This window comes from Oxalobacter vibrioformis (genome assembly GCF_027118995.1).
GTDB classification, from domain to species: Bacteria; Pseudomonadota; Gammaproteobacteria; order Burkholderiales; family Burkholderiaceae_D; genus Oxalobacter; species Oxalobacter vibrioformis.
Map to the genome: position 1 here is coordinate 1,742,902 of NZ_CP098242.1, position 19,513 is coordinate 1,762,414.

21 protein-coding genes are annotated in these 19,513 nt (G+C 52.9%); 4 read left to right on the forward strand and 17 right to left on the reverse strand.

The genetic code is table 11. From position 1 onward, the window contains the following. Positions 1-43: 43 nt before the first annotated feature. The 4 genes from NB640_RS08685 to modA form a co-directional block, all read right to left on the reverse strand. The gene (locus tag NB640_RS08685) at positions 44-1,510 is read right to left on the reverse strand and encodes an aldehyde dehydrogenase family protein (protein ID WP_269308329.1); all 1,467 of its coding nucleotides are present in this window, start codon (positions 1,508-1,510) and stop codon (positions 44-46) included. Between the two features lie 146 nt (positions 1,511-1,656). Continuing rightward, positions 1,657-2,733 carry a molybdenum ABC transporter ATP-binding protein gene (gene modC / locus NB640_RS08690; protein ID WP_269308330.1) on the reverse strand — a complete coding sequence of 359 codons (1,077 nt, stop codon included), beginning with the start codon at positions 2,731-2,733 and terminating at the stop codon, positions 1,657-1,659. After that, positions 2,730-3,404, reverse strand: coding sequence for a molybdate ABC transporter permease subunit (gene modB, locus NB640_RS08695; protein WP_269308331.1), 675 nt, complete (start codon positions 3,402-3,404; stop codon positions 2,730-2,732). The genes modC and modB overlap by 4 nt, the downstream gene beginning before the upstream one ends. A gap of 18 nt (positions 3,405-3,422) precedes the next feature. Further along, complete coding sequence (modA, locus tag NB640_RS08700; protein WP_269308332.1) at positions 3,423-4,184, reverse strand: molybdate ABC transporter substrate-binding protein; 762 nt, start codon at positions 4,182-4,184, stop codon at positions 3,423-3,425. Positions 4,185-4,297: 113 nt separating this feature from the next. On the opposite strand from modA, the gene NB640_RS08705 reads away from it, so the two are divergent. Both NB640_RS08705 and fdhD read left to right on the forward strand, forming a co-directional pair. Next, complete coding sequence (locus NB640_RS08705) at positions 4,298-5,065, forward strand: TOBE domain-containing protein (RefSeq protein ID WP_269308333.1); 768 nt, start codon at positions 4,298-4,300, stop codon at positions 5,063-5,065. Positions 5,066-5,078: 13 nt separating this feature from the next. Continuing rightward, the gene (fdhD, locus tag NB640_RS08710; RefSeq protein WP_269308334.1) at positions 5,079-5,876 is read left to right on the forward strand and encodes a formate dehydrogenase accessory sulfurtransferase FdhD; all 798 of its coding nucleotides are present in this window, start codon (positions 5,079-5,081) and stop codon (positions 5,874-5,876) included. Positions 5,877-5,930: 54 nt separating this feature from the next. Here the strand turns inward: fdhD and NB640_RS08715 are convergent, their stop codons facing one another. Next, entirely contained in the window at positions 5,931-6,062 is a 132-nt protein-coding gene (locus NB640_RS08715) for a hypothetical protein (protein ID WP_269308335.1), read from the reverse strand. Positions 6,063-6,421: 359 nt separating this feature from the next. Here NB640_RS08715 and NB640_RS08720 point away from each other — a divergent pair, with 359 nt between their 5' ends. Beyond that, the gene (locus NB640_RS08720; protein WP_269308336.1) at positions 6,422-7,705 is read left to right on the forward strand and encodes an O-acetylhomoserine aminocarboxypropyltransferase/cysteine synthase family protein; all 1,284 of its coding nucleotides are present in this window, start codon (positions 6,422-6,424) and stop codon (positions 7,703-7,705) included. A gap of 49 nt (positions 7,706-7,754) precedes the next feature. Here the strand turns inward: NB640_RS08720 and NB640_RS08725 are convergent, their stop codons facing one another. The 9 genes from NB640_RS08725 to NB640_RS08765 all read right to left on the reverse strand — a co-directional run bounded on the left by NB640_RS08725 (position 7,755) and on the right by NB640_RS08765 (position 15,540). Then, entirely contained in the window at positions 7,755-8,036 is a 282-nt protein-coding gene (locus tag NB640_RS08725) for a flagellar protein FliT (RefSeq protein ID WP_269308337.1), read from the reverse strand. A gap of 124 nt (positions 8,037-8,160) precedes the next feature. Beyond that, positions 8,161-9,000 (reverse strand): hydroxyethylthiazole kinase, encoded by an 840-nt coding sequence (gene thiM / locus NB640_RS08730; protein ID WP_269308338.1) that lies wholly within the window; start codon positions 8,998-9,000, stop codon positions 8,161-8,163. A gap of 1 nt (position 9,001) precedes the next feature. Beyond that, positions 9,002-9,826, reverse strand: coding sequence for an SIR2 family NAD-dependent protein deacylase (locus tag NB640_RS08735; protein ID WP_269308339.1), 825 nt, complete (start codon positions 9,824-9,826; stop codon positions 9,002-9,004). Between the two features lie 55 nt (positions 9,827-9,881). Next, the gene (ahpF, locus tag NB640_RS08740) at positions 9,882-11,426 is read right to left on the reverse strand and encodes an alkyl hydroperoxide reductase subunit F (protein ID WP_269308340.1); all 1,545 of its coding nucleotides are present in this window, start codon (positions 11,424-11,426) and stop codon (positions 9,882-9,884) included. 120 nt (positions 11,427-11,546) lie between these two features. After that, positions 11,547-12,113, reverse strand: a complete 567-nt coding sequence (ahpC, locus tag NB640_RS08745; protein WP_269308341.1) for an alkyl hydroperoxide reductase subunit C — start codon at positions 12,111-12,113, stop codon at positions 11,547-11,549. A gap of 237 nt (positions 12,114-12,350) precedes the next feature. After that, entirely contained in the window at positions 12,351-12,899 is a 549-nt protein-coding gene (locus NB640_RS08750; protein WP_269308342.1) for an HPP family protein, read from the reverse strand. Continuing rightward, on the reverse strand, positions 12,896-13,771 hold the full coding sequence (locus NB640_RS08755) for an ADP-polyphosphate phosphotransferase (protein WP_269308343.1): 876 nt from the start codon (positions 13,769-13,771) through the stop codon (positions 12,896-12,898). Before NB640_RS08755 ends, NB640_RS08750 begins: the two co-directional genes overlap by 4 nt. 18 nt (positions 13,772-13,789) lie before the next feature. Next, positions 13,790-14,656 carry a diaminopimelate epimerase gene (gene dapF, locus NB640_RS08760; protein WP_269308344.1) on the reverse strand — a complete coding sequence of 289 codons (867 nt, stop codon included), beginning with the start codon at positions 14,654-14,656 and terminating at the stop codon, positions 13,790-13,792. Continuing rightward, positions 14,653-15,540, reverse strand: a complete 888-nt coding sequence (locus tag NB640_RS08765; RefSeq protein ID WP_269308345.1) for a lysophospholipid acyltransferase family protein — start codon at positions 15,538-15,540, stop codon at positions 14,653-14,655. The genes dapF and NB640_RS08765 overlap by 4 nt, the downstream gene beginning before the upstream one ends. A gap of 364 nt (positions 15,541-15,904) precedes the next feature. Between NB640_RS08765 and metK the strand changes: the two genes are divergently transcribed. After that, complete coding sequence (gene metK / locus NB640_RS08770; RefSeq protein WP_269308346.1) at positions 15,905-17,071, forward strand: methionine adenosyltransferase; 1,167 nt, start codon at positions 15,905-15,907, stop codon at positions 17,069-17,071. 65 nt (positions 17,072-17,136) lie between these two features. Here the strand turns inward: metK and NB640_RS08775 are convergent, their stop codons facing one another. From NB640_RS08775 to ompA, 3 genes are all read right to left on the reverse strand, one after another. Further along, entirely contained in the window at positions 17,137-17,799 is a 663-nt protein-coding gene (locus NB640_RS08775) for an HAD family hydrolase (RefSeq protein ID WP_269308347.1), read from the reverse strand. Between the two features lie 19 nt (positions 17,800-17,818). After that, positions 17,819-18,514, reverse strand: a complete 696-nt coding sequence (gene ubiG / locus NB640_RS08780; protein ID WP_269308348.1) for a bifunctional 2-polyprenyl-6-hydroxyphenol methylase/3-demethylubiquinol 3-O-methyltransferase UbiG — start codon at positions 18,512-18,514, stop codon at positions 17,819-17,821. Positions 18,515-18,807: 293 nt separating this feature from the next. Continuing rightward, positions 18,808-19,428: an outer membrane protein OmpA gene (gene ompA / locus NB640_RS08785; protein ID WP_269308349.1), complete on the reverse strand. Its 621-nt coding sequence runs from the start codon at positions 19,426-19,428 to the stop codon at positions 18,808-18,810. Positions 19,429-19,513 lie beyond the last annotated feature (85 nt).

Below are 19,513 nucleotides of genomic sequence, written 5' to 3' on the forward strand. Positions count from 1 at the left end.
AAAACCCCTCGGCCAAAACCGAGGGGTTTTTTGTTGAGGCGGCTTATTTCTGCTTTTGTTTGTCGAGCAGGGACAGCCAGATGGTTTTCGGCTCGGTGAAGTTTTCCAGGGCCGCTTCGCCATGCTCACGGCCAAAGCCGGATTCACCCGTTCCGCCCCACGGCAGACGGATATCGGTATAGCCATAGGTATTGATCCAGACCGTACCGGCTCTCAACTCATGGGCAACCTGGTGCACCCGGGTAATGTCTGCACTCCAGACGCCAGCTGCCAGGCTGAATGCCGTCCCGTTGGCAATACGGACGGCATCGGCTTCATCTTCAAAAGGAATAACACTGGCTACCGGGCCGAAAATCTCTTCCTGGGAAATGCGCATTTCATGTTCCACACCGGTAAAGATGGTCGGCTCAACAAAGTAACCTTTCATGTCACAACGCCCCCCGCCATAAACCAGGGAAGCCCCTTCTTTTTTGCCGATATCCACATAATCCAGCACGGTTTTCATCTGCTGGGAAGAGACAAGCGGCCCCATGACGGTATCCGGTTTGGCCGTGTCTCCGATCCGGATAGCTTTCGCACGCTGAATAAGCCGGTCAACGACTTCATCATAAACGCCTTTCTGGACCAGAATGCGCGATCCGGCAGAGCAGACCTGCCCGGCATTGAAAAAGACACCGGATGCGGCGGCAGGAACCGCACTGTCGAGGTCTGCATCGGAAAAGATGACATTGGCTGATTTGCCGCCGAGCTCAAGCGTAATGCGCTTGAAGTTGCTGGCAGCGCCCTGCATGATGCCGCGGCCAACACCGGGTGAGCCAGTGAAGGTGATTTTATCCACGCCGGGGTGTGCGACCATTGCATCGCCTACCACGCTGCCGCGCCCGGTAACGACATTCAGCACCCCTGGCGGGAGGCCCGCTTCAAGTGCCAGTTCAGCGATACGGATCAGTGTCAGCGGCGTGAGTTCAGCCGGTTTGACAACCAGTGTGCAGCCGCATGCAAGCGCTGGTGCAATTTTCCAGATGCCGATCATAATCGGGAAATTCCAGGGCACGATAGCACCCACGACACCGACCGGTTCGCGCACAGTATAGGTCAGTGCATCCGGGCGTGCCGGGATGACCTGGCCGATAATCTTGTCAGGCCAGCCCGCGTAGTAGCGCATGGTATCGATTGCTGCGGGCATATCCTGTCGCCGGACACTGGCAATCGGTTTGCCTGCATTCAGCGTTTCCAGCATGATCAGTTCTTCCTGGTGTTTTTCCATCAGGTCGGCAAGCTTGTACATGATCTGGGCGCGATCCGCCGCTCGCATGCGGTTCCATACCTTGAGTGCCGCACGTGCGGCCTTGACGGCGGTATCCACATCTTTCGCATCGCCTCGGGCCACTTTTGCCAGCACTTCTTCATTGGCAGGATTGACGATAGTGGAATAGTCGCCGCTATCCGGTTTGACATATTTACCGTCAATCAGCAATTCATGCTGCGGAATATTGGTGCTGGTTGTCATAAAGAACCTCTCTATGGAATTAATTAATGAGAATTGTTTTATTCATTCTAAGTGGAATGATTCTTTTCTGCTGAGCGCGCTGTTCTTTGCTTATTATTTGGGCATATTCGCTCAAGCGTGTTATTTTTGGATAAGACATCAAGGTATCAGTCTACAACGGCAACGGCCTTGATTTGCGCATAGACCTGCTTACCAGGCTTCAGTTCAAGTGTTGTGGCGGAGCGGGTCGTAATGCGACAGAGCAGACGGGTGCCGCCGGCATCAAGCTCAACCATGACGCGTCCTGCACTGTCATCATGAATATCGACAATGCGTGATTCAATAATGTTGAGGATACTGGTTCCAGAGGTTCTTTCCAGTGTCAGGCTGACATCGCTTGCCTCAATGCGCAGGCGTACCCTTTTACCTGTCTGCGTCATCTCGCCAGGCAGGATGATATTGCCACCGCTGAATGTGACGGTGTTGAGATGAAAATGCGCATCTCTGTCGATGATCGTGCCGTTAATCACAGCGGCGGCATCATCACCATGCGCCAGTGGCAGATCCAGACGGGTCAGGAGCCTGCTGGTGATATCGGATGCCCGCATCCTGCCATTTTCGAGGAAGACCATGTGATCTGCCAGGCTGATGATTTCATCCAGCGCATGGCTCACATACAGGATGGGAATTTCGAGTTCTTCATTCAGGCGGTTAAGGTAGGGAATGATCTCCCTTTTGCGCTGGATATCCAGAGAAGCAAGCGGCTCATCCATCATCAGCAGGCGGGGGCTGGTGGCAAGTGCCCTGGCGATGCCGACACGCTGTTTTTCCCCCCCGGAGAGAGTATCCGGTTTTCTTTCCATCAGGTGAGCGATACCCAGCAGGTCTACAACAAAGTCCAGCGGGATTTTCCGTTCACTTTCGGTAATCCGCTTCAGGCCATATTGCAGGTTTTTCTGTACCGTCAGGTGAGGAAAGAGGGCGGCGTCCTGGAAGACAAATCCCAGCGCCCGTTTGTAAGGCGGTACAAAAATACCGTTGGCGTCGTCGTGCCATATTTCATCACGGATGGCAATACGGCTGTTCACCGGCCGCTCCAGTCCTGCAATCGCTCTCAAAAAAGTGGATTTGCCTGAGCCGGATACGCCAAAAAGACCGGTTACACCTTCGCCGGGCAGTGTCAGGTCCACATCCAGCGTGTAGTCGGGAAAATTTACCTGAATGCGCGTTTGGATGTTGCTCATGTCCGCCGCTTTCCTGTCGGGTTGAGGATGTACAGGGCGAGCAGTACGATAAAGCAGAACACAAGCATACCGGCGGAAAGCCAGTGTGCCTGCGTGTACTCAATGGCTTCCACGTGATCGAATATCTGGACAGACAATACACGCGTTTTTCCCGGCATATTGCCACCGATCATGAGAACCACACCAAACTCTCCCACCGTATGGGCAAAGCCCATGACCGTTGCCGTGAGATATCCGGGACGCGCCAATGGCAGGATCACACTGAAAAAGGTGTCCAGCGGGGATGCGCGAAGCGTTGCCGCCGCCTCCAGCGGGCGCGGGCCGATGGCTTCAAAAGCGTTTTGCAACGGCTGTACCACGAAAGGCAGGGAATAAAACACGGATGCCACCACCAGCCCGCCAAAGCTGAATGGAAGTGGTCCGATACCCAGGGCTTCTGTCATTTTACCGATCGGGCCATTCGGTCCCATCATGACCAGCAGATAAAAGCCCAGTACAGTGGGGGGTAGCACAAAGGGGAGTGCCACCACCGCACTGACCGGGCCTTTCCACCATGCCCGGGTCTGTGAAAGCGCCCAGGCCAGTGGGGTACAGATAACCAGCAGGATGACTGTCGTCAGCGCAGCGAGCTGAATCGTCAGGACAATCGCTGAATAATCGAATTCAGTCATTTGATGCTGCCAAACCCCTTATTTCGTCGCGTAACCGAAAGAGCGGATGACTTTCAGTGCCGGCTCGGTTTTCAGGTAAGCCACCAGAGCAGCGGCTGCTGCATTGTCTTTTCCTTTCTTCAGGATAACGGCATCCTGGCGGATCGGATTGTAATATTCTGCAGGGATAATCCATGCCGAGCCGCTTTGTACCTTGCCATCCTTGTAGACCTGGGAGAGGGCCACAAAGCCGAGTTCCGCATTACCGGTGGCAACAAACTGGTGGGCCTGGGCAATGTTTTCACCCTGTACCAGCCTGGGCTGCACGGCATCCCAGAGCTTCATCTTTTCCAGCGTTTCCTGGGCGGCCAGACCATAAGGTGCCAGCTTGGGTGAGGCAATGGAAAGATGGGACCAGGTCTGTTTTTTCAGGATGTCACCCCTGGCATCCACATAACCTTCCTTGGCTGACCAAAGGACCAGTGCGCCGATGGCATAGGTGAAGCGGCTGCCAGGCACGATTTCATTTTCTTTTTCGAGCTTGATCGGGGTTTTGTCGTCAGTGGCCAGGAAGACATCAAACGGGGCGCCATTTTTGATCTGGGCATAAAACTTGCCGGTGGAGCCGGAAGAAATCGCGACGGTGTGACCACTGGCTTTTTCGAAATCCTCTCCAATCATTTTCATGGGGACAGAGAAGTTGGCGGCAACCGCCACATTGACAGTTTCCGCATTCGCTGCTGACACGCCAATGAGAGAAAGGCCCAGTGCCAGTGCGATAAAGCGCTTGATGAATTGCATGTTTTTCTCCTTGTTATTTTTCGTTATTCCAAACTGGAATAGCGGTTAGTCTAACAAAAAAAATTGTGGAAAGAAACAGGCAGTTTTCATCAATTCAGGGCAAAATAGGAGACATGAAAGAATCCATTTCTCTGGTTAATGCATTTGGGCATTCCACAGCCGACAAACGGATCGAGGTGCTCAGGCTGATAGAAGGCACCGGCTCCATTTCACAGGCTGCCCGGGAAGCCGGTATCAGCTACAAGGCGGCATGGCAGGCCATTGATACACTGACCAACCTCACCGGCATGACGCTGGTGGAAAAAAATGTCGGTGGTGTTGGCGGCGGTGGTGCACAATTGACAGGAGCGGGTAAACGGCTGCTGGAAATCGCCGCCTTACTTGAGGCCAAGCGCCAGCATCTCCTGGATGAACTGGCCAAGCAGGATGATGCCCCGGGTGAGGCGGGATTGCCGCATCTGGGTATTCAGACCAGTATGCGCAATCATCTTCCCTGCCGCGTCAAGTCGCTGAAACTGACAGGCCCTATTGTCAGGGTCGTGCTGGAGTTAAGAGACGGTTCGATGCTGGTGGCACGGATTACCCGTACCAGCGCAGAACTCCTGGCATTAAAGCCGGGCCTGTCCGTCATGGCATTGTGCAAGGCCACCGCTGTGAAAATTGATCGCGAAACCGCCCGTTCTGATGCCGCCAATTTCAATCTGCTGCATGGTGTGGTGAATCGTATCTCACAAGGGGATATTGAAAACGAGGTATCCATGGTGCTGGATTCCGGTCTCCAGCTTGTCGGCTTTTCTCCCGCTTTTCTGGGTATCCGGGAACAGGAACGGGTCTTCGCGCTGGTGGATGAGTCGACGGTTGTTGTTGCGCTGTTGCCCTGAAAGCGCATTTGCCATGGAATACGAAAAAACCGCTTTTTTTTCTGGTGTGCATTATCGAGACGGGCAGTATGCCGAAACCAGGGATTGCCTGGCCGAAGAGGTACCTGTTGCGCTTGAGTACAACGGACTTTCCCATGCCGTCATGCTGGCAACCCCGGGTGATCTGGAGGATTTTGCCCTGGGGTTTTCCCTGACAGAAGGGATTGTTGTGGATGCATCCGAGTTATACAGCTGTGAGGTCTGGAAGCAGACAGATGGTATCCGGGTTGCCATTGAGATTGCCAGTGAGCGCTTTCACGGTCTCAAGGAAAAGCGCAGAAATCTCACAGGCCGGACCGGGTGTGGACTCTGCGGGACGGAATCCCTCGAACAGGCTGTCAAGCCACTGCAGCAGGTAAATGCGACTGCTTCATTTACCTCAGCACAGCTTCATGCAGGGTTTTCCGGGATGGAAGCGTTGCAGGCACTCAGAAAACAGACCGGTGCGACACATGCGGCCGCCTGGATGGATGCTGCCGGCCGGATTACCCTCGTTCGTGAAGATGTTGGCCGTCATAATGCCTTAGACAAGCTGATTGGCGCACTGGTGAAACAGGAGGCAATGCTTTCATCCGGTGCTGTGCTGGTCACGAGCCGGGCAAGTTATGAGATGGTCCAAAAGTGTATGTCGGTGGGAATCGGCATATTGGCAGCAGTGTCTGCGCCAACGGCACTGGCAGTTAGGATGGCGGACAAGGCCAATCTGACGCTGGCCGGTTTTGTTCGTGAAAACAGCCATACCATCTATACGCATCCTGAACGGTTGCGTTGAGAAAACAGGGCTTGTCCCGGTTTCCCGGAAATGCTGTTATGCCAGAGGGGGGTATTATGGATTTTCCGATTCATGCCGATTGCGTGATGCACGGATAAAGCGGAGGAAAGCCAGCCGATGCTGGCACATGGGACAGAATTTGTCTTTGCCCGGCGTCGGACGGGAAACAACCGAACGTTTATGCATGTGCTCGTATCCGATTTTGCCTGTTTCGGCAAGCGAAACCAGACCGGGTCATATGAGCCGAAATCCACGTCACAGAAATCACAGAGGACCAGCGTCAGTTCCGGAAAGATTTCATATTCTGAATAAGTGTGCCGCCCGGCGGCAAGATGGGACAGTTCTTCCGGGTTGGCGCCGCATACATCGCAGGGCGTGACATCCCGGATGTCGAGTTCGTGGTGACAGAGTGGGCAATGGGTTTCCTGCATGGCGTTCGGTTTTGGCAGATGGACATTAAATTTTAAGGGGTTTTTCCCGAAAAGGGCATCCGGTGAAAAAATCCATGTAAACTGGTTTCTTTGTTCTGATCTTATTGAGAAGCCATGAAAATCGACACCCTTGCCATTCATGCGGGCTATTCGCCCGATCCTGTGACCAAATCCGTCGCCGTCCCGATTTACCAGACAGTGGCCTATGCCTTTGACAGCGCCCAGCACGGCGCGGATCTCTTTGATCTCAAGGTGCCGGGCAATATCTATACCCGGATAATGAATCCCACGAACGATGTGCTGGAAAAACGGGTAGCGGCACTGGAAGGCGGTATTGGCGCTCTGGCAATGGCATCCGGCATGGCGGCCATTACCTGTGCCATCCAGACGATTTCAGAGATGGGTGACAATATCGTCACAGCCAGCACGCTGTATGGCGGCTCGTATAATCTTTTTGCGCATACCCTGCCGCAATACGGCATTGATGTCCGTTTTGCCAATTCACGTGATCCGGAAAGTTTTATCCCGCTGATTGATTCAAGAACCAAGGCGATTTTCTGTGAATCCGTGGGCAATCCATTCGGTAATGTGACCGATATTGAACGGCTGGCAGAAATTGCCCATGCGCATGGCATTCCGCTGATCGTGGACAATACCGTACCGACACCTTATCTGTGCCGTCCTTTTGAATGGGGGGCGGATATTGTGGTGCATGCACTGACCAAGTCGCTTGGTGGACATGCCAACAGCCTGGGCGGCGCAGTGGTCGACAGCGGAAAATTTCCCTGGGCTGAAAGTGAGCGTTTCAATCGCTTGAATGAGCCGGATGTGTCATACCACGGTGTGGTCTACACGAAAGAGATGGGGGATGCGGCCTATATTACCCGGGCGCGCGTGGTACCGTTGCGTAATATGGGGGCAGCGCTTTCCCCGATGAATGCTTTCCTGATTCTCCAGGGTATTGAAACCCTGCATCTGCGCATGGAACGCGCCTGCGATAATGCGCTGGCGGTTGCCCGCTATCTGAAAGATCATCCGAAAGTGGCATGGGTCAATTGTGCGGCATTGCCGGATCATCCGGATCATGCGCTGCTTCAGAAATACATGAATGGCAAAGCGCCAAGTATCCTCTCATTTGGCGTCAAGCCATCCGCAGGGATCAGTCCGCGTGATGCAGGGGCGCGCGTGCTGGATGCGGTAAATCTCTTCACGCGCCTGGTCAATATCGGGGATTCCCGTTCGCTGATTACCCACTCCGCCTCAACGACTCATCGCCAGTTAAGCCCGGAAGAATTGGAAAAAGCGGGGGTTTCCGAGGATATGCTGCGCCTTTCCATCGGGCTGGAGCATATCGATGACCTGATAGCCGATCTGGATCAGGCACTGGCCACTGTGTAAGGTAAGGAAGCCAAAATGATTCCGGCAGCTGAAAAGCTGCCGGAAAAGTTTAATGTCGCATGACAGAAGGAAGCTGCTGTTGCCATGGCTCGGTCATTTCCCGGATATTCCGGTCATGTGCCATGATTTCTTTCAACAAGCGGATTTTACGGCGAAGCGGTTCACCGGTCAGCGGTGTTTTCTTCAGCGTTTTGACATATTCCACCTGTTTTGCACACTGATTTTCGAGTGTTTCAAAATCACCCCAGTTTCTGGCAAGTGCAGCTTCCGCCATTTGTGCGGTCAGTCCCGCAAGGCGCTCGTACACGTTAATTATTTCAAGTGAACCCATTACACCACCAGATAATCAAGTTTGCTCATGTGTAACTTAACGGCAGCATTTGCGGGAACTTGATGGCGGCAAAGAGAAAAACAGAAGGTGTTTTCCTTGCTATTTCTTTTTGAAGCGGGATTTTTCAGCTGTGATGCGTGATTTTCAGGCGGCTGATGAAGTCCTGGCGGGACAGCAACTGCAGCCTGTCTAAAAGCCGCATCTGGAGCGATCCCACACCGCAGCCAGCCTTGATGGCTTCTTCGGCAGCGATTTCACCGGCGACACCCAGATAGGCCATGGCAGCAGCTGTTGCACGCCACCTGTCGGGCTGAATCGCGGCAAAAGCGCCCACCATGGCCGATGCCGAGCAACCTGTTCCAGTGATCCGTGTCATCCATTCATGTCCGTTTGACAGGCTGAGCCAGCGGCCCACGCTGTCCACAACATGATCATCCGCACCGGAAATGCAGACAGTACCGTTGATTCTCTCTGCCAGCATGCGGGCGGCCGTCACGGCTGTGCCTGATGTGGCGGCACTGTCCACGCCTTTGGTCGGCGCAGTGTATCCCGCAAGACTCAGGATTTCCGACGCGTTGCCACGGATGATGGCAGGCGGACCCAGGCGGATCAGTTCATGAACCGTTTCCGTACGGTAAGCGGTTGCTCCCGCACCAACCGGATCAAGGACAACGGGTTTGCCTGCTTCGTTTGCGGCTGCCATGGCGTGTTTCATGGCAGTGACCCAGTAAGGATCAAGCGTGCCGATATTGAGGACCAGGGCGCTGGCAAGCTGTGCCATTTCCCCGGCCTCTTCATGGGCATGTGCCATGACAGGAGAGGCGCCCAGTGCCAAAAGGGCATTGGCGTTATAAGGCGCAACGACGTAGTTGGTGATATTGTGAACCAGCGGACGGTTTTCCCGTACAGCGGTCACATCATGCCAGAGATCTTCAACTGAAAGCGTGTGTGGTGCGGATGTCATGTCACAGCGTCTGCCATATGGTATGGATCTGTTTTAACGCTTCCAGCCCGCGCATGTTGAGACTGATGGCATTTTGCCTGCCACTGTCCATTTGCGGCTCAGTCAGGTTGATGCGGATGAGCGGGGCAGGGGTTGATTCACAGACACGCCGGACGGTCGGGACGGCAAGCCCGGCTCCCAGCTCAATGACGACCGGATTTTTCACCTTCCGGTACCATTTATTCAGCCGTTCCATCTGCAGATCGGTCTGGTCGGATATCCAGCCCCAGTCATTAAACAGCAGGACATTCGGGCGGGCCAGTGCACCACATTCAATACAGGTTGGCAAATCCGGCTGCCAATGGCAGACATCCATATCCACTTCCACGGCCAGTTTTTCAGCTGGCCAGATGGCGCGAGAACAGGGACGGGTGCACTGAAGATGATGAATCGAGCCGTGGCATTCAGCAACCTGCTCAGTCAAAAAGCCGGATTTCTGGAACTGGCCGTCAACGTTGCTGGTAAAGACAAAAGGGCCATGTTCCATCGCAGCAGCGAATGCCTGGAGAATATGGAAACCCGCATGCGGTATGGTATCCCGGTACAGCTGCAGGCGGTGGCCATAAAATCCCCAGGCCAGTGGAGGGTTATCCGAAAAGGATGCCGGGTTGGCTATTTCGACAAACTCGATGCGCGCCCTGGCCAGCGGGGGATAGGCTTTCCAGAATCCTTCGTTTCCCCGGAAATCAGGCAGACCGGAGTCAACACCCATACCGGCTCCTGCGCCGATGAGTAAACCATCTGCCTGTTTGATAAGCTGTGCGGCTGCTGCGATATCACGTTCCATATTCTGCTCCGGCTATCTGGAAAGGTATGATCAGCAACAGTTTCGCACAGTTTTATCAGTTTCTGAGCAAATAATCAAAGGCACTGAGCGCGGCAGTGGCGCCGTTACCCATGGCAATAATGATCTGCTTGAAAGGGACGGTGGTCGCATCGCCGGCAGCAAACACCCCGGGAACGGAGGTGCGGGCATGATCATCCACGATGATTTCTCCATGCGCATTGAGATCAACAATACCACTCAACCATTTTGTTGCCGGCTGCTGGCCTATCTGGACAAAGATACCCTCCAGCTTGAGGTTATGTGTCATATCGGTTGTCAGATCACGGTACATCAGGCCATTGACCCGGCTATGTTCACCAGTGACTTCAAATACCAGGGCGTCTGTCTTGATGGTGACATTGGGCAGTTTTTTGAGCTTTTCCTGCAACACGATATCCGCTTCCATCCTGTTGTTCCTGGCCAGCAGTGTGACATGTTCTGTGATGCCGGCAAGATCAATTGCCGCTTCTACTGCTGCGTTGCCGCCACCAATCACGGCGACCTGTTTATTCTTGTACAGCGGGCCGTCACAGTGTGCACAGAATGCAACACCGCGTCCGATATACTGGCTTTCGCCTTCAATGCCCAGTTGGCGAAAGCGTGCGCCGGGCGCCAGAATGACGGTTTTACTTTTAATGGTGGCACCGCTTTCCATCCGGATTTCAATGAGTTTGCCCGGGATCAGTTTTGTCGCTGTTTGCGGGATCATGATATCAACGCCATGGGCGATAACATTTTCTTCCAGTGCCGCGGAAAATTTGACGCCTTCCGTTTGCTTGAGGGCAATGAGGTTTTCGATGGTTGTGGTATTGAGCATCTGCCCGCCGAAATTTTCCGTGACAAGTCCTGTCCGGATGCCTTTTCTGGCCGCGTAGACAGCCGCTGCTGAAGCGGCGGGGCCGCCACCGATAACGACAACATCAAAAGGCGCCTTGGCTGAAATTTTCTGTACTTCGCGTTCCGTACTGGCGGTATCGATAAGCGCCAGGATTTCTTTCACTGTCATGCGGCCGGTCGAGAGTTGGCGACCATTTAAGAAAACCGTGGGAACCCCCATGATATGGCGCTCGGCCGCCTCGTCCGGGAAAAGCGCGCCATCAATCATGACGTGAGAGATGTTGGGGTTTAAAACCGCCATCAGGTTTAAGGCCTGAACGACTTCAGGACAGTTCTGGCAGGTCAGCGAGACAAAAGTTTCAAAATGAAACTCTCCTTCCAGATTTTTGATCTGTTCAATCACTTCCGGATCGGCCTTGGGCGGGTGCCCGCCCGTTTGCAGCAGGGCGAGGACAAAGGAGGTGAATTCGTGCCCCATCGGGATACTGGCAAAGGAAATACCCGTATTTTCTCCAGGACGGGTCATGGTAAAAGCCGGTTTTCGCCCCGGATCATCCTTCTTTTCAATCACCCGGACATGAGGAGACAGGTCTCTGATCTCATGCAGTAATTGAAGCATTTCCCGCGATTTGGCACTGTCGTCGGTTGAAATGGTGATTTCAATAGGCTGGGCCAGTTTTTCCAGGTAGGTTTTTAACTGATCTTTTAAATGTTTGTCTAACATGGGGAATCCGTTTTGCGATAGGGGCATGGGCAGGGTTGTCTTTTTTCAAGTTTACCGGATTTGGGCGGATTATTCCGTTTCCGGCTGCAGTTTTGCCGAAAACGGAATGGTTTGCACATGTCAGATTTTGCCCACCAGATCAAGGGATGGCGCCAGTGTCTCATCACCGGGTTTCCAGGAGGCCGGGCAGACTTCACCTTTGTGATTGGCCACATACTGCGCTGCCTGGATTTTACGGATCAGCTCGGTTGCAGAACGGCCTACGCTGCCATCCTGTACTTCCATGATCTTGATGATGCCTTCGGGGTTGACAACGAAGGTCCCGCGCAACGCCAGGCCATCCGCTTCCACCATCACATCAAAGTTGCGGGTGATGGTGCCGGTTGGATCGCCTACCATCGGATACTGGATTTTCTTGATGGTATCTGATGTATCGTGCCAGGCTTTGTGGGTGAAATGGGTGTCAGTGGATACGGAATAGATTTCGACCCCCATTTTCTGGAATTGTTCATAATGATCTGCCAGGTCGCCCAGCTCTGTCGGGCAGACAAAGGTAAAGTCAGCCGGATAGAAGAAAACCACTGACCATTTTCCTTTCAGGTCGGCATCCGTTACCCGGATAAATTTACCATTGTGGTATGCCTGTGCCTTGAAAGGCTTGATTTCAGAATTAATGAGAGATGACATGGATAAGCTCCTTATTATTGTAGGTGACAGGTTAATGTGTCCGACCAATGGAAATGATTCGCATTTATGATGTATTTGACATCACATTAAAACATGACTTGAAAAATCCTGCAGAGCACGCCTCATTTTTCAGGTTTGCTGCGGTTTTGCGGGACGACAATTTAATGAGAACTGGGCCTAGCCTACCCTACCCAAAAATTACAGGATGCCTGTTGATCTGAATGAAAAGCGGCCGCGTCAGAACCAGAATTTGGGGTAATGACGGTCTGTGTTTGCGGAGAGATTGTTGACGATCAGGGCGATGAAAAGCATGATCAGAACGCCAGTCAGGACAGGTGTCAGAATATACTTGAAACCCAGGTTGAAAATGGAGTCTCCCCCTGTCACTGCAATCAGGGCGGTAGCCCCGCCCGGAGGGTGGGTGGTATGTGTCAGCAACATGGCTGCGATGGCAATGGAAACCGACAGGGCGCCAGCCAGTGCAATCTGGTCTGGGAGCATGAGATGAACAAGCACGCCGGCCAGCGCGGAAATGACGTGTCCGCCAACCAGGTTGCGCGGCTGGGAAAAATCTGACATCGGTGCGCCATAAATCAGAACGGCGGATGCCCCGAAAGATCCGACCAGAAAAAGATTGGCATTTTCCTGTATGCCCAGATAGCGGTTGATCTGCCATACGGCGAAAATACCGAGAAAACCGCCCAGCCATGACCAGAATATTTCTGCAAGCGGTTTTCTGACATGCGTGCGCCGGCTGCCGCGCATTTTTTGAAAAAAGCGTTTCATGGCATGAGCTGCAGTTTTTCGCGGATAGTCATGAGCATTTCCTGGTGTTCCCTGTCCGGCTGGGGCCAGGACAGTTTCAGCTTCTTCATGGTTTTCAGAATAATGTCGGAGACGATGATGCAGGCATTTTCCTTGTCATCAGCCGGAATAATATACCAGGGTGCCTCTTTGGAGGCGGTTTCGGCAATCGCATTTTCATAGGCCTTCATATAATTGTCCCAGTACTGTCTTTCATGCAGGTCATTCATACTGAATTTCCAGTTTTTGTCCGGCGTATCGATCCGCTCGAGCAGGCGCTTTTTCTGTTCGTTTTCTGAAATATGAAGGAAAAATTTAAGAATACGGGTACCGTTACGGTGCAGATGGGCCTCCATGTCACGAATAGAGCGGTAACGCCCTTTCCACAACGCATGTCCCTTGTCCCAGGGAGAAGGAAGGTTCTGGTCTTTCAGGATCTCCGGGTGAACGCGGGTGATCAGGACATCTTCATAGTAAGACCGGTTGAATATGCCGATCTGGCCCCGTTCGGGAAGCTGCCGGTTGATACGCCAGAGAAAATCGTGGCGATTTTCCTCGTCACTGGGACCTTTGAAACTGGCAACCCTGCAGCCCTGGGGATTAACACCGGACATCACGTGCCGGATCATGCCATCCTTGCCGCCCGCATCCATGGCCTGAAATAAAATGAGGATGGCATACCGGCCTGACGCATACAGCAGGCTTTGCTGGTGGCTGAGTTCCGCTGTATCGCTTTCCAGGATGGATTGATAATCCGCTTTGGTTTCATAGAAGGGGGAAACAAGCGTGGGATATTTTTCCAGATTGAGATGTGTTTTTTTTCGCACCCGAAAATCCCTGTGATTGATTTTCATCTTCCCCCCTGGTTACAGTTACATATTGATCTCACCATCGAAAACCCTGACAGCGGGGCCGGTCATCATGACGGGGTTGCCTTCTCCTTCCCAGGCAATCAGCAGTTCACCGCCTGCCATCATGACATTGACAGGGGAATCCAGAAGTCCACGGCAGATGCCGGACACCACAGCGGCACAGGCGCCCGTGCCGCATGCCAGGGTTTCTCCTGCTCCCCGCTCGTAGACCCGCAATTTGATCCGGTTGCGGTCCACAATTTCCATAAACCCGGCATTGACCCGGTTGGGGAAGCGCCGATGGGATTCAATAACCGGGCCTTCCTGCGCCACGGGCGCTTTTTCTGTACTGTCCACAAGCAGGACTGCATGCGGGTTGCCCATGGACAGAACGGAAAGCATCAGGTTTTTTCCTTTCTGACCGTCATTTTCGAAATAAAGCGGCCAAAGCATGGCACGTTGTTCTGCATGACCTCTCAGGCCGGTGGTGTCAAAAGGCACGTTTTCCGGCTCAAATACCGGCGGCCCCATATTAACCGTGACATTACCGTTTTTTTCCAGTTGCAGTTCAATAATACCGGCCATCGTTTCTACTTTTATCCGATGTTTGTCTGTCATGCCCTGATCTGTGACAAACCGGACAAAAGCACGCGCGCCGTTACCGCATTGTTCGACTTCACCGCCATCGGCGTTGAAGATACGGTAGCGGAAATCCGCGCTTTTTTTTGTGGTTTTTTCGACAAGCAGTATCTGGTCTGCCCCAATGCCAAAGCGGCGATCAGCAAGAAAACGCCATTGCTCCGGCGTGAAGCGGATTTTCTGGTCGATGCCATTAATGACAACAAAGTCATTGCCGGCGCCATGCATTTTGGTAAACCGCAGCTTCATGTTTCTTCACTGTTGTTGCGATAGACATCCGGCATGCCGGGCGGCCGTGTCTTGAAACGGCGGTGTGTCCACAAATATTCCGCCGGGTGTTCCAGTATACGCTGTTCAATAAATTCATTGACGCGGCGGGTGGCGTCAACCATGTCATCTCCCGGAAAGTCCGGCAGGGGCGGCCAGAATTCCACGCGCCATCCCTGGTAATTGGGGCGGAAAGACGCAATGGCAGGAATCACCTTGGCACCGGTTGTGGCGGCGATACGCGCGGGTGCCGTCAGCGTCGCGGCGGTTTGACCGAAAAAAGGAACAAATGCGGCATCCTGCATGCCAAAATCCAGGTCCGGCAACATATAAAAAGGAATATTCTGCCGCAGCGAGCGGATAATGGGTTTGACGCCCTGTTTGCGGGTAAAGAGCAGGACATCCTTGTTAAATCGCATACGGCCTTCTCTTAACAGCTTGTCAAAGATCTTGTTTTTCTGCGGCATATAAATCGAGCTGCCGATGGTATTGAAGGTGACGACAACACCAGGCACTTCAAGGCAGACAAAATGCGGGCAGAGAAAAACGACTGGCCCTTTCCGGACTTCTTCTATCGGGAAAGCCGGAACAAGTTCAATCAGCCGTTCGATTCTTTTCCGTGAGGACCACCAGAGAATGCCGCGCTCCACAACACTGCGGCCATAACACTGGAAGTGTTCTTTTGCCAGCCGGATGCGTGCTTTTTCATCCATGTCCGGAAAGCACAGGCGCAGGTTAGTCAGGGTGATTTCGCGACGGTTTCGCAGCAGACAGTAAGTTGCCATGCCCAGCGCTTTTCCGATCCGGCCCAGGATGGGAAGCGGCAGCCAGTGAATCAGCCAGAGAAAAAAGACGACCAGCCTCATGCGCTCATTCCTGACAGGCAAAGTGACAGAGCGCCTACAGGGGCTGAGAGGGGAGAAAAACAGAATAAGCGCGGCATCAGCATATAAAAGAAACAAATTAACGGCCAGACAAGATTCTAGCAGTTTTACCGATTCGCATCGGATCAATAAAAGACGAGCCATGTCATTGCTTTTTTATGAAAATTTCCCCCGGGAAATATTTTTTGCAAAACACTGCACGAAGCCCGATTCAGGCGTAAAATACTTAACTGGAATTTCCGCCGAGTTAATAGACAACTTGCGAGGCGGTATAAAAATATCGCTAAAGCGTCGCAGACTTTTTGGCTGCGACATGTTGAATTGACCAATCATGGAGTCTGTCAGTATGTCAAATGACTATCTTTTTACTTCTGAATCCGTTTCAGAAGGCCATCCGGACAAAGTCGCCGACCAGATATCGGACGATATTCTAGATGCCATCCTTGCCCAGGACCCGAATGCCCGTGTGGCAGCCGAAACACTTTGCAATACGGGGCTTGTTATCCTTGCGGGTGAAATCACCACCGATGCCAATGTTGACTATATCAATGTTGCCCGGGAAACCATCAAGCGTATCGGTTACGATAATAATGATTATGGTATTGATCACCGGGGCTGCGCTGTTTTGGTGGCATATGACCGGCAATCGCCGGATATTGCACAGGGTGTGAATGAAGGAAGCGGTATCGATCTGGACCAGGGGGCGGGTGATCAGGGCCTGATGTTTGGCTATGCCTGTAACGAAACGCCCGAGCTCATGCCGGCAGCCATTCATTATGCGCATCGTCTTGTTGAGCGTCAGTCCCAGCTGAGAAAAGATGGCCGTTTGCCCTGGTTGCGACCTGACGCCAAATCCCAGGTAACGTTGCGTTATCTGAATGGCAAGCCTGTCAGTGCGGAAACCATTGTACTTTCCACCCAGCATGCACCTGAGATGGAACATAAACAGATTGAAGAAGCGGTAATCGAGGAAATCATCAAGAAAGTGTTGCCCGCTGAATGGCTGAAAGATACCCGTTACCTGGTTAACCCGACAGGCCGTTTTGTGATTGGCGGCCCGATGGGGGATTGCGGCCTGACCGGACGTAAAATTATCGTGGATACCTACGGTGGTTCCTGCCCGCATGGTGGTGGCGCCTTCTCCGGAAAAGACCCGACCAAGGTTGACCGGTCGGCAGCGTATGCAGCCCGTTATGTGGCCAAAAATATCGTGGCCGCTGGATTGGCCAGCGAGTGCCAGATCCAGCTGAGTTATGCGATTGGTGTGGCCAAACCGATCAATATCACGATTTATACGGAAGGCACAGGCGTGATTCCGGACGAGAAGATTGCCGCGCTGGTGCACGATCATTTTGATCTGCGTCCCAAAGGCATTGTTCAGATGCTGGATCTCTTGAAGCCGCGTTACAGCAAAACCGCTGCCTATGGTCATTTCGGCCGTGAAGAGCCGGAATTTACCTGGGAGCGCACGGACAAGGCTGCTGCATTGCGTGCCGCAGCTGGCCTGAAATAAACATTACCCGGAGAGGCACAAAAAAGACCGGCATCACCCCGGTCTTTTTTGTGGATGAAGGCCTTTTACCTGATCAGTGCGGAGACATCCCAGGGGGTATCCACTACCAGATCAGCATTCCATGAGATGGTATCGGTGCCATATCCCCAGTTGACGGCAATGGTCACTGAGCCTGCCGCATAGCCGGACTGGACGTCACGAAGATCATCACCGATAAACCAGCACTCCTGTGGTTTGACGCCAGCCTGCCTTGCCGCTTCCAGTACCGGTTCAGGATGCGGTTTGGCATGTGCTGTGGTATCGCCGGAAATGATACAGGCGGCATCGTCAAGGCCGATCTCCTTGAGCAGGGGAACCGTAAGTTGATGTCTTTTATTCGTGACAACGCCCCAGTGAATATGTTTTGCCCGCAGCAGATCCAGGAGTTCCGGGATACCATCAAAAAGGGTACTTTTGACCGCAATGGCACTGGTGTAGTAGGCAATGAAGGCGTTGGCCAGCGCGGGGTAATCCGCATGGGTTTTTTCAATGCCAAAGGCTGTCCGGATGAGTCCTGGCGCGCCGGCGGAGGCAACCCGGCGTAACTGATCATAAGGGGTGGGTGGCAGGCCGCAATCAGCCTTGACCCGGTTGATGGCCGCTGCCAGATCCGGGGCTGAATCAATCAGCGTGCCATCCAGATCAAATAATACGGCCTTGGGCAGGGTAAGTTCGTGGTGTGCTTTCATGGTTTCTGTCATTGGATTTTTACAAGAGGCGCTGACACGCCATCATATAGTTAATGCTCACATCCCGGGAGAGGTAAAAATGGCTTGCCGTCAGGTTGCTGCTGATCCCGGTTATTGCGGTTACCTCCATACCGGTATTTCGCACATGCCGGGACAGTTCTGCCGGGGTAAGGAAACGCGCATGCTGGTGAGTGCCTTTGGGCAGAAGCCCCAGGATATATTCGGCGCCTGCAATTGCATAGATAAATGATTTCAGATTACGGTTGAGGGTGGCGAAATAAACCATGCCTTCGGGTTTAACAAGACGGGCAGCGGCTGAAATGATCGAGACCGGATCAGGCACATGCTCCAGCATTTCCAGGCAGGTGACGATGTCATATTTGCCGGGTTCTTCCCCGGCAAGTGTTTCTGCTGACATCAAACGGTAATCAATGGAAAGGCCGGACTGTGCCCGGTGTGCCTCTGCGGCACGGATAGCTTCACCGGCCATATCAATACCGGTGACAATGGCGCCGCACCTTGCCATGGCTTCACTCAATATACCGCCCCCGCAGCCGATATCCAGCACCTGTTTTTCCCGTAAGGGTGAAAGGCTTTCAATCCATTGAAGACGAAGAGGGTTTAACGCGTGCAGGAAGCGGAAGGCACCATTGGTATCCCACCATTTTCCGGCAAGGGCATTGAATTTCAACAGTTCGGCCTGATCGACATTCATGGTGTCAGGATAATGATCAACAGATAAAGCGACATTATATCGTCTGTCATCTCGGGTCAGGACGCATTAAATTGCCTACGGCAAAGTCGTTGTGCCTCAAATAGCGGTGGTGCATCAAAAATTGGGAACTTGATGGTGACCTGCTACGCCTGCGTCCTCATTTTCCGTTGCGCCCGGTTCTTTGAGCCAAAACGACTTTTCGCGGGCGGCAAATTAATTCCTCCTGACACTGGTCGCCGTAAAGACAAATAAAAACCCCCGCTTTTGGCGGGGGTTTTTTGAGTCACAGGAAATTATGACTGGGTGCCGCGGTTGGCAACCACTTCGATTTCTACACGACGGTTTTTGGCGCGACCTTCTCTGGTCTTGTTATCAGCGATAGGCTGTTTTTCGCCTTTACCTTCGGTGTAAACTTTTTGCGGGTCTACGCCTTTGGATACCAGGTAAGCCTTGACAGCTTCAGCACGACGCTCGGAAAGCTTCTGGTTGTAAGCGTCAGGACCAACCCAGTCGGTATGACCAACAGCAACGATAACTTCAACGTCCATGTTAGCGAGGTTGGAAACGATTTCGTCCAGCTTGGCTTTACCTTCTGGTTTCACGACAGCTTTGTCGAAATCAAAGAAAGCATCAGCAGCGTAGGTGACTTTTTCGGAAGTCGGAACAGGTGCAACAGCTACAGGTGCCGTAGCTGGCTTGGTCAGCGGGCCATCGCAGCCAGGGACCGAGTCAGCCGGTGTCCAGTAGCCGGTATGCCAGCACAGACCGGTTGCGTTACGCGAAATAACGCCGCGGGCATCCTGGAGATATGCACTGTATGGCTGATTAGCCTTGAAATCCTGTGCGGTTTGTGCCGAAGCAGAAACAGCAACAACTGCGGAAGCAGCGAAAAGAACTTTAAGTAATTTATTCATAACTATCCTCTTGGTTGAGATACCCGCAGCAGGCTGCGCATCCATTTTTTTACTTCACGATAATAAAAAAAACTGATACTCACAT

Bases quoted from the DNA above. Each gene is read 5' to 3' on its own strand.
- fdhD (WP_269308334.1), top strand. From the start codon at position 5,079: ATGGAATACGAAAAAACCGCTTTTTTTTCTGGTGTGCATTATCGAGAC.
- ahpF (WP_269308340.1), bottom strand. From the start codon at position 11,426: ATGTTAGACAAACATTTAAAAGATCAGTTAAAAACCTACCTGGAAAAA.
- NB640_RS08775 (WP_269308347.1), bottom strand. From the start codon at position 17,799: ATGAAAGCACACCACGAACTTACCCTGCCCAAGGCCGTATTATTTGAT.
- NB640_RS08685 (WP_269308329.1), bottom strand. From the start codon at position 1,510: ATGACAACCAGCACCAATATTCCGCAGCATGAATTGCTGATTGACGGT.
- dapF (WP_269308344.1), bottom strand. From the start codon at position 14,656: ATGAAGCTGCGGTTTACCAAAATGCATGGCGCCGGCAATGACTTTGTT.
- NB640_RS08735 (WP_269308339.1), bottom strand. From the start codon at position 9,826: ATGGAACGTGATATCGCAGCAGCCGCACAGCTTATCAAACAGGCAGAT.
- modC (WP_269308330.1), bottom strand. From the start codon at position 2,733: ATGAGCAACATCCAAACGCGCATTCAGGTAAATTTTCCCGACTACACG.
- ahpC (WP_269308341.1), bottom strand. From the start codon at position 12,113: ATGTCATCTCTCATTAATTCTGAAATCAAGCCTTTCAAGGCACAGGCA.
- NB640_RS08705 (WP_269308333.1), top strand. From the start codon at position 4,298: ATGAAAGAATCCATTTCTCTGGTTAATGCATTTGGGCATTCCACAGCC.
- modB (WP_269308331.1), bottom strand. From the start codon at position 3,404: ATGACTGAATTCGATTATTCAGCGATTGTCCTGACGATTCAGCTCGCT.
- NB640_RS08755 (WP_269308343.1), bottom strand. From the start codon at position 13,771: ATGAAAATCAATCACAGGGATTTTCGGGTGCGAAAAAAAACACATCTC.
- NB640_RS08715 (WP_269308335.1), bottom strand. From the start codon at position 6,062: ATGCATAAACGTTCGGTTGTTTCCCGTCCGACGCCGGGCAAAGACAAA.
- NB640_RS08750 (WP_269308342.1), bottom strand. From the start codon at position 12,899: ATGAAACGCTTTTTTCAAAAAATGCGCGGCAGCCGGCGCACGCATGTC.
- metK (WP_269308346.1), top strand. From the start codon at position 15,905: ATGTCAAATGACTATCTTTTTACTTCTGAATCCGTTTCAGAAGGCCAT.
- NB640_RS08720 (WP_269308336.1), top strand. From the start codon at position 6,422: ATGAAAATCGACACCCTTGCCATTCATGCGGGCTATTCGCCCGATCCT.
- ubiG (WP_269308348.1), bottom strand. From the start codon at position 18,514: ATGAATGTCGATCAGGCCGAACTGTTGAAATTCAATGCCCTTGCCGGA.
- NB640_RS08765 (WP_269308345.1), bottom strand. From the start codon at position 15,540: ATGAGGCTGGTCGTCTTTTTTCTCTGGCTGATTCACTGGCTGCCGCTT.
- thiM (WP_269308338.1), bottom strand. From the start codon at position 9,000: ATGACATCCGCACCACACACGCTTTCAGTTGAAGATCTCTGGCATGAT.
- NB640_RS08725 (WP_269308337.1), bottom strand. From the start codon at position 8,036: ATGGGTTCACTTGAAATAATTAACGTGTACGAGCGCCTTGCGGGACTG.
- modA (WP_269308332.1), bottom strand. From the start codon at position 4,184: ATGCAATTCATCAAGCGCTTTATCGCACTGGCACTGGGCCTTTCTCTC.
- ompA (WP_269308349.1), bottom strand. From the start codon at position 19,428: ATGAATAAATTACTTAAAGTTCTTTTCGCTGCTTCCGCAGTTGTTGCT.